The organism is Streptomyces lasalocidi (assembly GCF_005280215.1).
Taxonomy (GTDB): domain Bacteria; phylum Actinomycetota; class Actinomycetes; order Streptomycetales; family Streptomycetaceae; genus Streptomyces; species Streptomyces longwoodensis.
Map to the genome: position 1 here is coordinate 5,648,031 of NZ_SZNQ01000001.1, position 13,797 is coordinate 5,661,827.

General features: G+C 70.7%; 7 protein-coding genes. All 7 read left to right on the plus strand.

The genetic code is table 11. The features are described 5' to 3' along the window. Positions 1–321 precede the first annotated feature (321 nt). The 7 genes from E4U91_RS25545 (at position 322) to E4U91_RS25575 (ending at position 13,797) form a co-directional block, all read left to right on the plus strand. Positions 322–5,787, plus strand: a complete 5,466-nt coding sequence (locus tag E4U91_RS25545) for a HAMP domain-containing protein (RefSeq protein WP_137308990.1) — start codon at positions 322–324, stop codon at positions 5,785–5,787. A gap of 295 nt (positions 5,788–6,082) precedes the next feature. Further along, complete coding sequence (locus E4U91_RS25550) at positions 6,083–6,763, plus strand: response regulator (protein WP_137308991.1); 681 nt, start codon at positions 6,083–6,085, stop codon at positions 6,761–6,763. A gap of 160 nt (positions 6,764–6,923) precedes the next feature. Continuing rightward, positions 6,924–9,680 carry a DNA translocase FtsK gene (locus tag E4U91_RS25555; protein WP_174867861.1) on the plus strand — a complete coding sequence of 919 codons (2,757 nt, stop codon included), beginning with the start codon at positions 6,924–6,926 and terminating at the stop codon, positions 9,678–9,680. Positions 9,681–9,935: 255 nt separating this feature from the next. Beyond that, positions 9,936–10,772, plus strand: a complete 837-nt coding sequence (locus tag E4U91_RS25560) for a helix-turn-helix domain-containing protein (RefSeq protein WP_137308993.1) — start codon at positions 9,936–9,938, stop codon at positions 10,770–10,772. 87 nt (positions 10,773–10,859) lie between these two features. Continuing rightward, the gene (rimO, locus tag E4U91_RS25565; protein WP_137308994.1) at positions 10,860–12,332 is read left to right on the plus strand and encodes a 30S ribosomal protein S12 methylthiotransferase RimO; all 1,473 of its coding nucleotides are present in this window, start codon (positions 10,860–10,862) and stop codon (positions 12,330–12,332) included. Beyond that, a complete protein-coding gene (gene pgsA, locus E4U91_RS25570) occupies positions 12,329–13,264 on the plus strand; it encodes a CDP-diacylglycerol--glycerol-3-phosphate 3-phosphatidyltransferase (RefSeq protein WP_137308995.1) in 936 nt (311 codons plus the stop codon). The genes rimO and pgsA overlap by 4 nt, the downstream gene beginning before the upstream one ends. After that, positions 13,261–13,797, plus strand: coding sequence for a CinA family protein (locus E4U91_RS25575; RefSeq protein WP_137308996.1), 537 nt, complete (start codon positions 13,261–13,263; stop codon positions 13,795–13,797). Before pgsA ends, E4U91_RS25575 begins: the two co-directional genes overlap by 4 nt.

A 13,797-nucleotide genomic window follows, 5' to 3' on the forward strand; every position in this document is an offset into this window, starting at 1 on the left:
GGCTGGACAGCCGCATGCAAGGTTACTTACCTTCCCCGCCCGTGCGGATGCCGGTCGCCGGTGTTTCCGTCCTTGGTGGTTCGGTCCCGGGGCTGTGCGGACGATGTGCGAAGCTGCCGAACTGTTATGGCCTGGTTCGGTGAGGGTGAAACACTGGGCAAGCTTGTTGCGAAGGTCCGTGCGGGACGAGTGTCCTCGTCCGGGGCGGGCAGCAGCCCGGGAGCCGGTCCGGTTGCCGGGACGTGGAACGCGGGAGTGCCGGCGACGGCGAGCAGCAGTACCGAGCACAGCAGTAACGGTCGATCCCTGCGGGAGGGACAAGTGGAGTCTGGCGCAGCGACGCGGGGCACTGAGACGCGCGCGAAAGGCGGACCGTCCCTGAGCAAGCGAGCAGCACGCGGCGGCACCACGACGGTGGAGACGGCCGCCCTGCACCGGCTGCTGGCCGCCTTGGGGTCGATGCGGGACGGGAACTTCCGCAGGCGGCTGACGGTGTCCGGCGACGGGGTCATGTCGGAGATCGCGGCGGTCTTCAACGAGGTCGCCGACCGCAATCTGCACCTCACGGGCGAGCTCGCGCGCGTACGGCGCGTGGTCGGGCGTGAGGGCAAGCTCACGGAGCGGCTGGAGACGGGGGCCTGCGAGGGCTCCTGGGCGGCCGCCATCGACCATTCGAACGCGCTGGTCGACGACCTCGTGCGGCCGGTGTCCGAGGTGGGGCGGGTGCTGTCGGCGGTGGCCGAGGGCGACCTGTCGCCACGGATGGAGCTGCGGGCGCACACGCCGGAGGGGCCCGGGCATCCGCTGCGCGGGGAGTTCCTGAAGGTCGGCCGGACCGTCAACAACCTCGTCGACCAGCTGTCGACGTTCACCGACGAGGTCACCCGGGTGGCCAGTGAGGTGGGCACCGAGGGCAAGCTCGGCGGGCAGGCGCAGGTGCGCGGCATGTCCGGCTCGTGGAAGGACCTGACGGAGTCCGTCAACACGATGGCGGACCGGCTGACGGCCCAGGTGCGGGACATCGCGCTGGTGACGACGGCGGTCGCCAAGGGCGATCTGTCGCGGAAGGTGACCGTCCACGTCGCCGGCGAGATGCTGGAGCTGAAGGAGACCGTCAACACGATGGTCGACCGGCTCTCGGCGTTCTCCTCGGAGGTGACCCGGGTCGCCCGTGAGGTGGGCACCGACGGCATCCTCGGCGGCCAGGCGAAGGTGACCGGCGTCGACGGGGTGTGGAAGGAACTCACCGACTCGGTGAACACCATGGCCGGGAACCTGACGGCCCAGGTGCGCGGGATCGCGGAGGTGACCACCGCGGTCGCCAACGGTGACCTGTCGCGGAAGGTGACGGTCCCCGCGCGCGGGGAGGTGGCGCAGCTCGCCGACACGATCAACCAGATGACCGAGACGCTGCGGATCTTCGCGGACGAGGTCACCCGGGTGGCCAACGAGGTCGGCTCCGAGGGGCGGCTGGGCGGTCAGGCGAACGTGCCGGGCGCGGCGGGGACGTGGAAGGACCTGACGGACTCCGTCAACACGGTGTTCCGGAACCTGACCACGCAGGTGCGGGACATCGCCGCGGTGACGACGGCGGTGGCCAACGGTGACCTGTCGCAGAAGGTCACCGTGGACGTGGCCGGCGAGATGCTGGAGCTGAAGAACACCGTCAACGGGATGGTGGACCAGCTGTCCGCCTTCGGCGCCGAGGTCACGCGCGTGGCGCGCGAGATCGGCGTGGAGGGCGAGCTGGGCGGCCAGGCGCAGGTGTCGGGCGCGGCGGGGACGTGGAAGGACCTCACGGACTCCGTCAACACGGCGTTCCGCAACCTCACCGGGCAGGTGCGCAACATCGCCCAGGTGACGACGGCGGTGGCCAACGGCGACCTGTCGCAGAAGGTCACCGTGGACGTCTCCGGCGAGATGCTCCAGCTGAAGAACACCGTGAACACCATGGTGGACCAGCTGTCGAGCTTCGCGGACCAGGTCACGCGGATGGCGCGGGACGTGGGCACGGAGGGCCGGCTGGGCGGTCAGGCGCGGGTGGACGGCGTCTCGGGCACCTGGAAGGAGCTCACCGACTCCGTCAACTTCATGGCCGGCAACCTCACCTCGCAGGTGCGGCAGATCGCGCAGGTCACGACGGCGGTCGCGCGCGGTGACCTGTCGCAGAAGATCGACGTGGACGCCCGGGGCGAGATCCTGGAGCTGAAGAACACCATCAACACGATGGTCGACCAGCTGTCCGCGTTCGCCGACCAGGTGACCCGCGTCGCGCGCGAGGTGGGCACCGACGGGCGCCTCGGCGGCCAGGCGCAGGTGCCCGGCGTGGCCGGGGTGTGGCGGGACCTGACCGACTCCGTGAACGGCATGGCCGGGAACCTCACCGCGCAGGTCCGCAACATCGCGCAGGTCGCGACGGCGGTGGCGCGCGGTGACCTGTCCCAGAAGATCACCGTGGACGCGCGCGGGGAGATCCTGGAGCTGAAGAACACCCTGAACACGATGGTGGACCAGCTGTCGTCGTTCGCCCAGGAGGTCACGCGCGTGGCCCGTGAGGTGGGCACGGAGGGCATCCTCGGCGGGCAGGCCGAGGTGCAGGGTGTCTCCGGCACCTGGAAGGACCTCACGCAGTCGGTGAACTTCATGGCGAACAACCTGACCATCCAGGTGCGCAACATCGCCGAGGTCACGACCGCCGTCGCCAAGGGAGACCTGTCCAAGAAGATCACGGTCGACGCCAAGGGCGAGATCCTCGAGCTCGTCACCACCGTCAACACGATGGTCGACCAGCTGTCGTCGTTCGCCGAGCAGGTGACCCGGGTGGCCCGCGAGGTGGGCACCGAGGGCATCCTGGGCGGCCAGGCGACCGTGCCGGGCGTCACCGGCATCTGGAAGGACCTCAGCGACAACGTCAACCTGATGGCCAAGAACCTGACCATGCAGGTGCGCAACATCTCGCAGGTCGCGGCGGCCGTCGCCAACGGCGACCTGACGCGGCAGGTGACCATCGAGGCGCGCGGCGAGGTCGCACAGCTGGCCGACACCTTCAACACGATGGTGAAGACGCTCAGTTCGTTCGCCGAGCAGGTCACCAAGGTGGCCCGTGAGGTGGGCACGGACGGCATCCTGGGTGGTCAGGCGCACGTCCCGGGCGTGGCCGGCACCTGGAAGGACCTCACCGAGTCGGTGAACCAGATGGCGTCCAACCTGACCGGTCAGGTGCGCAACATCGCCATGGTCACCACGGCCATCGCCAAGGGCGACCTGACGAAGAAGATCGACATCGACGCCCGGGGCGAGATCCTGGAGCTGAAGACCACGATCAACACGATGGTGGACCAGCTGTCGTCGTTCGCCGAGGAGGTCACCCGGGTGGCCCGCGAGGTGGGCACCGAGGGCCAGCTGGGCGGCCAGGCACGCGTGCGGGACGTGGACGGCACCTGGCGCGACCTGACCGAGTCCGTGAACGAGATGGCCGGGAACCTCACCCGGCAGGTGCGCGCCATCGCGCGCGTGGCGACCGCGGTGACCCGCGGCGACCTGAACCTGAAGATCGACGTGGACGCGTCCGGGGAGATCCAGGAACTCCAGGACTACATCAACAAGATGATCGCCAACCTGCGCGACACCACGATCGCCAACAAGGAGCAGGACTGGCTCAAGGGCAACCTCGCGCGCGTGTCCGCCCTGATGCAGGGCCGGCGCGACCTGGAGGACGTGGCCTCGCTGATCATGAGCGAGCTGCCGCCGCTGGTGGCCGCGCAGCACGGGGCGTTCTTCCTGGCGATGCCGCTGGTGGAGGAGGTCACCGACCAGGAGGACCACTACGAGCTGCGGATGCTGGGGTCCTACGGCTACTCGATGGGTTCCATGCCGACGTCGTTCCGGCCCGGTGAGGCGCTGGTCGGGACGGCCGCCCAGGAGAAGCGCCCGATCCTGGTGGAGAACGCGCCCAGCGGCTACCTGAAGATCTCCTCGGGGCTCGGCGAGGCCCCGCCGGCCCAGGTGATCGTGCTGCCGGTGCTGTTCGAGGGCACGGTGCTCGGGGTGATCGAGCTGGCGTCGTTCACGCCGTTCACGCAGATCCAGAAGGACTTCCTCAACCAGCTCGCCGAGATGATCGCGACCAGCGTCAACACCATCTCGGTCAACACCAAGACCGAGCTGCTGCTGAAGCAGTCGCAGGAGCTGACCGAGCAACTGCGGGAGCGGTCGGCGGAGTTGGAGCAGCGGCAGAAGGCCCTCCAGGCGTCCAACGCCGAACTGGAGGAGAAGGCCGAGCTGCTGGCCCAGCAGAACCGGGACATCGAGGTGAAGAACACCGAGATCGAGGAGGCGCGGCAGGTCCTGGAGGAGCGTGCCGAGCAGCTCGCGGTGTCGATGCGCTACAAGAGCGAGTTCCTGGCCAACATGTCGCACGAGCTGCGCACGCCGCTCAACTCGCTGCTGATCCTGGCCAAGCTGCTCGCCGACAACGCCGAGGGCAACCTCTCGCCGAAGCAGGTGGAGTTCGCCGAGACCATCCACGGCGCCGGATCCGACCTGCTGCAGCTGATCAACGACATCCTGGACCTGTCGAAGGTCGAGGCGGGCAAGATGGACGTCTCGCCGACGCGCATCGCGCTCGTGCAGCTCGTGGACTACGTGGAGGCCACCTTCCGGCCACTGACCGCGGAGAAGGGCCTGGACCTGTCGGTGCGGGTGTCGCCGGAGCTGCCCGCCACCCTGCACACCGACGAGCAGCGGCTGCTGCAGGTGCTGCGCAACCTGCTGTCGAACGCGGTGAAGTTCACCGACTCCGGGTCGGTGGAGCTGGTGATCAGGCCGGCCGGTCCGGACGTGCCGCAGTCGATCCGGGAGCAGTTGCTGGAGGCCGGGTCGCTGGCCGATCCGGAGGCGCCGATGATCGCGTTCTCGGTGACCGACACCGGCATCGGCATCGCGGCCAGCAAGATGCGGGTGATCTTCGAGGCGTTCAAGCAGGCCGACGGCACCACCAGCCGCAAGTACGGCGGCACGGGCCTCGGGCTGTCCATCTCGCGGGAGATCGCGCAGCTGCTCGGCGGTGAGATCCACGCGCAGAGCGAGCCAGGCCGGGGATCGACGTTCACGCTGTACCTGCCGCTGCACCCGAGCGAGCTGCCGCCGCAGGGCTACCAGCAGAACCTGCCGGCCCTGGAGGCCGGTGACCTGGTGGCGGCCTCGGAGCGGGCGGCCAGGGAGCTGTCGGAGCTGTCCGACGCCGAGATCCGGACGCCGGCCGAGGTGAAGTCGTACCAGGACACGCAGAACGGCCCCGCGGCCCTCTTCCGGCGCCGGCGGCGCAACGGCGTCGCCCTCGGCGAGCAGCCCGACCAGTGGGCGGGCGGCGGCCAGGAGGCCTCGGGCGAGGCGCGGACGGGCATCCGGTTCGGCGGCGAGAAGGTGCTGATCGTCGACGACGACATCCGCAACGTGTTCGCGCTGACCAGCGTCCTGGAGCAGCACGGCCTGTCGGTGCTGTATGCCGAGAACGGCCGCGAGGGCATCGAGGTCCTGGAGCAGCACGACGACGTGGCGGTGGTGCTGATGGACATCATGATGCCCGAGATGGACGGGTACGCGACGACCACGGCGATCCGGCGGATGCCGCAGTTCTCCGGCCTGCCGATCATCGCGCTGACCGCGAAGGCGATGAAGGGCGACCGGGAGAAGGCGATCGAGTCGGGCGCCTCGGACTACGTGACCAAGCCGGTCGACCCCGACCACCTGCTGACGGTCATGCAGCAGTGGATGCGGGAGCGCTGATGCGCCACGACGCGGCGCCCGTGCGCCGCGCCGCAGCGCAGGGGCCGGCCGCGGGAACTTTCCGCGGCCGCCGGAAGTTGTTCGGGTTTGGTGGCCGGCCGCGTGTGGAACCGGGCGATCCGGGGAACTTTCAGGTCTCCTGCCGCGTTCCTGTTCCGTGCACAGTGACATCACGGTGACAGGGTGTGGCGACGGTCGGGGTGCGGCTACCATGACCGGCACAAGGAAGGGCGGCGCAAAGGAGTCGTCCCCAGGGGCGGCGCCCGGTGCACTGCCGGGGCGAGGAGGGCGGGCCATGGTGCAGAAGGCCAAGATCCTCCTGGTCGATGACCGGCCGGAGAATCTGCTGGCGCTGGAGGCGATCCTCTCGGCGCTCGATCAGACGCTGGTGCGGGCATCGTCCGGGGAAGAGGCGCTCAAGGCGCTGCTGACGGACGACTTCGCGGTCATCCTGCTGGACGTCCAGATGCCGGGCATGGACGGGTTCGAGACGGCCGCGCACATCAAGCGGCGGGAGCGCACCAGAGACATCCCGATCATCTTCCTCACGGCGATCAACCACGGTCCCCACCACACCTTCCGCGGCTACGCGGCGGGGGCGGTGGACTACATCTCGAAGCCGTTCGACCCGTGGGTGCTGCGCGCGAAGGTGTCGGTGTTCGTCGAGCTGTACATGAAGAACTGCCAGCTCCGGGAGCAGGCGGCGCTGCTGCGGCTCCAGCTGGAGGGCGGCGGCAAGGCCGTCGGCGGGGCCAAGGAGTCGGCCGGGCTGCTGGCCGAGCTGTCCGCGCGGCTCGCCGCGGTCGAGGAGCAGGCCGAGGCGCTGTCCAAGCAGCTGGACGACGAGTCGGCGGACGCGGCGGCGGTGGCCACCGCGGCCCACCTGGAGCGCAAACTCACCGGACTGCGACGGGCCCTTGACGCCCTGGAACCGGGTGCGGGCAGCGGTACGACATCGGTGTCGTCGCAGAACTGACGGCGGGACCGACGGCGGAACCGACCGCAGAACTGACCCGGGGGGAGCACGGAGTTGGGTGTGAGGACGCGTCAGTTCCGTGCCTGTGCGGGGGCGACACGAACGGGTGAAGCAGTGGGCACACGTGTCCGCTGTCGTCTCCCCCGGTAACCTCACACCCATGGCCTCACGTCCCTCCGCAGCCAAGAAGCAGCCCGCCAGGAAGGCGGTCGCTCCGGCGAAGGCTCCGGCGAAGAGGGCCGCTGCGAAGAAGGTCCCGGCGAAGAAGGCGCCCGCCAGGAAAGCCGCGGCCAGGAAACCCGTGCCCAAGCCCGCCCCGAGCCCCACCGGGGGCCTGTACCGCGTCGTGCGCGCCGTCTGGCTGGGCCTGGCGCACGCCGTGGGCGCCGTGTTCCGCGGCATAGGGACCGGCGCGAAGAACCTCGACCCGGCCCACCGCAAGGACGGCGTCGCCCTGCTGCTCCTGGGCGTCGCCCTGATCGTCGCCGCCGGCACCTGGGCCGACCTGAAGGGTCCGGTCGGCGACCTGGTCGAGATCCTGGTGACCGGCGCCTTCGGCCGGCTCGACCTGCTGGTGCCGATCCTGTTCGGCGTCGTCGCCGTACGGCTGATCCGGCACCCCGAGCAGCCCGAGGCCAACGGGCGGATCGTGATCGGCCTGTCCGCGCTGCTCATCGGCGTGCTCGGGCAGGTCCACATCGCGTGCGGCTCGCCCGCCCGCAGCGAGGGCATGCAGGCGATAAGGGACGCCGGCGGCCTCATCGGCTGGGCGGCCGCGACCCCGCTGACGTTCACCATGACCGAGGTCCTCGCCGTCCCGCTGCTCGTGCTGCTGACCGTCTTCGGCCTGCTGGTCGTCACGGCCACCCCGGTCAACGCGATCCCGCAGCGGCTGCGCCAGCTCGGTATCAGCCTCGGCGTGCTGCGCGACCCCGAGGAGGACCTGCTCGCCGACGAGTACGCCGACGACGACGAGCGCTACGACGAACAGTGGCGCGAGGCGCTGCCCGCGCGCCCCCGCAGGCGCTCGGGCACCCCCCAGGCCTACGACCCGGAAGGCGCGGAGGCGGAGGCGCTCACCCGGCGCCGCGGGCGCCCCCGGCGCTCCGCCGTGCCGCAGCCCGACATGCAGCGGGGCATGGACGCCGTGGACGTCGCCGCGGCGGCCGCGGCCGCCCTCGACGGCGCCGTGCTGCACGGCATGCCCCCCTCGCCGGTCGTCGCCGACCTCACCCAGGGCGTCAGCGTCGGCGACCGGGAGCCGACCACCCCGACGCCCGTCCCGGCAGCGGTGCCGACGCCGGTACCGGCCGCCCGGCCCCGGCAGGAGCGGATCAAGCCCGAGAAGGCGCAGTCCGGGGCCGTCCCCGACCTCACCAAGTCGCCGCCCGAGCAGCCCCGCGAGATGCCCTCGCGCGCCGAGCAGCTCCAGCTGTCCGGCGACATCACCTACGCCCTGCCCTCGCTCGACCTGCTCACCCGCGGCGGGCCGGGCAAGGCGCGCAGCGCGGCCAACGACGCCATAGTCGCCGCGCTCACCAACGTCTTCACCGAGTTCAAGGTCGACGCCGCCGTCACCGGCTTCACGCGCGGACCGACGGTCACCCGCTACGAGGTGGAGCTCGGCCCGGCCGTGAAGGTCGAGCGGATCACCGCGCTCGCCAAGAACATCGCGTACGCCGTCGCCAGCCCGGACGTGCGGATCATCAGCCCGATCCCCGGCAAGTCCGCGGTCGGCATCGAGATCCCCAACACCGACCGGGAGATGGTCAACCTCGGCGACGTGCTGCGCCTGGCGGAGTCCGCGGAGGACGACGACCCGATGCTCGTCGCCTTCGGCAAGGACGTCGAGGGCGGCTACGTCATGCACTCGCTGGCGAAGATGCCGCACATGCTGGTCGCCGGCGCCACCGGCTCCGGCAAGTCGTCCTGCATCAACTGCCTCATCACCTCGGTCATGATGCGGGCGACCCCGGAGGACGTCCGGATGATCCTGGTCGACCCCAAGCGCGTGGAGCTCACCGCCTACGAGGGCATCCCGCACCTGATCACGCCGATCATCACCAACCCCAAGCGGGCCGCCGAGGCCCTGCAGTGGGTCGTCCGCGAGATGGACCTGCGCTACGACGACCTGGCGGCGTACGGCTACCGGCACATCGACGACTTCAACAAGGCCGTCCGCGAGGGCAAGGTCAAGCCGCCCGAGGGCAGCGAGCGCGAGCTGCAGCCGTACCCGTACCTGCTGGTGATCGTCGACGAGCTGGCCGACCTGATGATGGTCGCGCCGCGCGACGTCGAGGACGCCATCGTGCGCATCACGCAGCTCGCGCGCGCCGCCGGCATCCACCTGGTGCTCGCCACCCAGCGGCCGTCAGTGGACGTCGTCACCGGTCTGATCAAGGCGAACGTCCCCTCCCGGCTCGCCTTCGCCACGTCCTCGCTCGCCGACAGCCGCGTCATCCTGGACCAGCCGGGCGCCGAGAAGCTGATCGGCAAGGGCGACGGACTGTTCCTGCCGATGGGTGCGAACAAGCCGACCCGCATGCAGGGCGCCTTCGTCACCGAGGCCGAGGTCGCCGCCGTCGTCCAGCACTGCAAGGACCAGATGGCGCCCGTCTTCCGGGACGACGTCACCGTGGGCACCAAGCAGAAGAAGGAGATCGACGAGGACATCGGCGACGACCTCGACCTGCTGTGCCAGGCGGCCGAGCTGGTCGTCTCCACCCAGTTCGGGTCGACCTCCATGCTCCAGCGCAAGCTGCGCGTGGGCTTCGCCAAGGCGGGCCGGCTGATGGACCTCATGGAGTCGCGGAACATCGTCGGACCGAGCGAGGGTTCGAAGGCGCGTGACGTTCTCGTGAAACCCGATGAACTCGATGGCGTACTCGCTGTGATCCGGGGGGAGTCGGAGGGGTAGGGATATCGGTGAGGCGGGCGGACGTCCGTGACGCACCCGTTAGGAACGCGCGGGCAACCGTTTCCCCTTGACATACGTCAAGTTGAGCGAGTGGTCAGGTTCGGGTCCCAGACTGGGGTCCGGACCTCTCCGTCATCGGCGTGTCCGGCCATTCCGATGGCGTACAAAGTCCTACCGCCCGGTTGCCCCACCCTTTCGTACCCCCCCTAGACTGAACCCCCAGCACAGGTGGCTACACGCTCGAAAGGCGCCCCCGTGTCCATCGGCAACTCCCCTGAAGACGAGCGTCCGTTCGAAGACGCGTCCGAGGAAGCCCGCCCCTCCATCGGCCGCGCCCTGCGCCAGGCGCGCATCGCGCGCGGGCTGACCGTCGACGACGTCAGTACCGCCACCCGGGTCCGCATCGCCATCATCCACGCCATCGAGGCGGACGACTTCACGCCGTGCGGCGGCGACGTGTACGCGCGCGGCCACATCAGGACCCTGGCCAGGGCCGTCCGCCTCGACCCCGCCCCGCTGATCGAGCAGTTCGAAGCCACCCACGGCGGCCGCCCCGCACCCACCCCCGCCGCACCCCTGTTCGAGGCGGAACGCATCCGCCCCGAGCGGCGCGGCCCGAACTGGACGGCGGCCATGGTCGCCGCGATCGTCGCCGTGATCGGCTTCGTCGGCTTCACCGCCGTCAAGGGCGACGGCGGCGGCACCAAGGAACAGGTCGCCGACGGCACCACGCCCGAGGCGAGCACGAGCGCCTCCGCCGTCCCGAAGAACGACAAGCCCGTCGACATCACCCCTGCCCCCTCCGACAGCGCCATCGCCGCGGCCCCCCAGGACAAAGTGACCGTCCAGGTCACCGCGACGGACGGCCGCAGCTGGATCTCCGCCAAGGACCACAACGGCCGCCTGCTGTTCGACGGCCTGCTCAAGCAGGGCGAGTCCAAGACCTTCCAGGACAGCCAGAAGGTCAACCTGGTCCTCGGCGACGCCGGAGTGATCCAGCTGTACGTCAACGGCAAGAAGATCGACGACGACTTCAGGCCCGGGGCCGTGGAGCGCCTGACGTACACCAAGGGCGATCCGCAGGTCGGCTGAGCACGGTCCGGTGCGCACGACGGGGTCGGCCAAGATCGCCAACCCCGTCGACGTTCCGCGCCGGTGGGACAAAGTACTCTTGAGCCCATGCCTGAACGCCGTACCGTCGCACTGGTCACCCTTGGCTGCGCCCGTAACGAGGTGGACTCGGAGGAGCTCGCAGGCCGTTTGGAGGCGGACGGCTGGCAGCTCGTGGAGGACGCCTCGGACGCCGACGTCGCCGTGGTGAACACCTGCGGCTTCGTGGAGGCCGCCAAGAAGGACTCCGTCGACGCCCTCCTGGAGGCCAACGACCTCAAGGGGCACAGCAGGACCCAGGCCGTGGTGGCCGTGGGCTGCATGGCCGAGCGGTACGGCAAGGAACTCGCCGAGGCCCTGCCCGAGGCCGACGGCGTGCTCGGGTTCGACGACTACGCCGACATCTCCGACCGCCTCCAGACCATCCTCAACGGCGGCATCCACGCCGCGCACACCCCCCGCGACCGGCGCAAGCTCCTCCCGATCAGCCCCGCCGAGCGCCAGGAATCGGCCACCTCGGTGGCGCTGCCGGGCCACGGCCCGAGCGACCTCCCCGAGGGCGTCGCCCCCGCCTCCGGCCCCCGCGCGCCCCTGCGCCGCCGCCTCGACGGCTCCCCGGTCGCCTCCGTCAAGCTCGCCTCCGGCTGCGACCGGCGCTGCTCCTTCTGCGCCATCCCGTCCTTCCGCGGCTCCTTCATCTCGCGCCGCCCGAGCGACGTGCTCAACGAGACGCGGTGGCTGGCCGAGCAGGGCGTCAAGGAGATCATGCTGGTCTCCGAGAACAACACCTCCTACGGCAAGGACCTGGGCGACATCCGCCTGCTGGAGTCCCTGCTGCCGGAGCTGGCCGAGACCGACGGCATCGAGCGGGTGCGGGTCAGCTACCTCCAGCCGGCCGAGATGCGCCCGGGCCTCATCGACGTCCTCACCTCGACGCCCAAGGTCGCCCCCTACTTCGACCTGTCCTTCCAGCACTCCGCGCCGGACGTGCTGCGCGCCATGCGCCGCTTCGGTGACACCGACCGGTTCCTGGAGCTGCTCGACACCATCCGGAGCAAGGCGCCCGAGGCCGGCGTGCGCTCCAACTTCATCGTCGGCTTCCCCGGCGAGTCCGAGGCCGACCTGGCCGAGCTGGAGCGTTTCCTCCAGCACGCGCGACTGGACGCCATCGGCGTCTTCGGCTATTCCGACGAGGAGGGCACGGAGGCCGCGACGTACGACGGCAAGCTCGACGAGGACGTCGTCGCCGAGCGGCTGGCCCGTGTCTCGCGGCTCGCCGAGCAGCTCGTCTCCCAGCGCGCGGAGGAGCGGCTGGGCGAGACGCTGCACGTCCTGGTCGAGTCGGTCGACCCCGACGAGGGCGTCCACGGCCGCGCGGCCCACCAGGCGCCGGAGACCGACGGCCAGGTGCTGCTCACGAGCGGCGAAGGCCTGGAGGTCGGTCGTATGGTCGAGGCGAAGGTGGTCGGTACGGAGGGTGTCGACCTGGTGGCCGAGCCCCTTGCGGGTTCGTCCGGGTGTTCCGAGGAGGCGGGCAGATGACGGGTGTCCCGGCGTCGGCCGCGGGCGGTTCCCCGGCCGGGGCTTCGCATCGGGCCGAGGGCCAGGGGCTGGGCGCGGCGGAGGGCCAGGGGCCCGGCACCGCCGCGGCGGTCACCGGCCAGGGACGGGACGCTGCCGCCGGGGCCACGGGCCCGCAGGACGCGGCCGGGCGGATCGTGGACCAGGAGCTGGACGCCGCTGACCTCGCCGGCCGGGCGCTGGGCGCGGACGAGGGCCTGGGCGCGGTCGACGGGACCGCCGCGTCGGGCGACGCGGGAGCCGACGGGGAGCGGGACGCCGGGCGGCCCGCGCGGGGCGGCAAGCTGGCGGCCGCCGCCGTCAACCAGGCGAGCGTGTGGAACGTCGCCAACCTGCTGACCATGCTCCGGCTGGTCCTGGTGCCGGGTTTCGTCGCGCTGATGCTGGCCGACGGCGGGTACGACCCGGCGTGGCGGTCCTTCGCCTGGGCGGCCTTCGCCGTCGCCATGATCACCGACCTGTTCGACGGGCACCTGGCGCGGACCTACGACCTCGTCACCGACTTCGGGAAGATCGCCGACCCCATCGCCGACAAGGCGATCATGGGAGCGGCGCTGATCTGTCTCTCCGCGCTCGGTGACCTGCCGTGGTGGGTGACGGTGGTCATCCTCGGCCGGGAACTCGGCGTGACGCTGCTGCGTTTCTGGGTCATCCGGTACGGCGTGATCCCGGCCAGCCGGGGCGGCAAGCTGAAGACCCTCACCCAGGGCGTGGCCGTCGGGATGTACGTCCTGGCGCTGACGGGGTGGCTCGCGTCCCTGAGGTTCTGGGTGATGGCCGTGGCGGTCGTCCTGACCGTCGCGACCGGGCTCGACTACGTGAAACAGGCCATCGTGCTGCGCCGGCAGGGAATCGCCGAGCGCAGGGCGGCGTTGGAGGAGACGGAAGCGTGAGTTCCCCGGCCGCCGACGTGGTGGGACTACTGACCGTGAGGGGCCAGAGTCTCGCCGTGGCCGAGTCCCTGACCGGGGGACTGGTGGCCGCGGAGATCACCTCGGTCCCCGGGGCGTCGAAGGCCTTCCGGGGGTCGGTGACGGCGTACGCCACCGAGCTCAAGCACGCGGTGCTCGGCGTGGACGCCGACCTGCTCGCCGCTCGCGGGGCGGTGGATCCGCAGGTCGCGCTGCAGATGGCGGCCGGAGTGCGGGCCGCCCTGGGCGCCGACTGGGGCATCGCGACCACCGGGGTCGCCGGCCCGGAACCGCAGGACGGACAGCCGGTGGGGACGGTTTTCGTCGCGGTGTGCGGCCCCGACGCCGGTTCCGCCCCCGGCGGAAAAGTGGAGGCCCTGCGGTTGAACGGCGACCGTGCGGAAATTCGTAGAGAGAGTGTACGGAGCGTACTCGCCCTGCTCCTGAGGGAGCTGGCGGACGAACACAGTGGGAATGAGCGGGCACAGGATACGGAACGGAACGGGGGGTTTTGA

Excerpts from the sequence above, each read along its gene's own strand:
- rimO (WP_137308994.1), top strand. The coding sequence starts at position 10,860 with ATGCCTGAACGCCGTACCGTCGCACTGGTCACCCTTGGCTGCGCCCGT.
- E4U91_RS25555 (WP_174867861.1), top strand. The coding sequence starts at position 6,924 with ATGGCCTCACGTCCCTCCGCAGCCAAGAAGCAGCCCGCCAGGAAGGCG.
- E4U91_RS25550 (WP_137308991.1), top strand. The coding sequence starts at position 6,083 with ATGGTGCAGAAGGCCAAGATCCTCCTGGTCGATGACCGGCCGGAGAAT.
- pgsA (WP_137308995.1), top strand. The coding sequence starts at position 12,329 with ATGACGGGTGTCCCGGCGTCGGCCGCGGGCGGTTCCCCGGCCGGGGCT.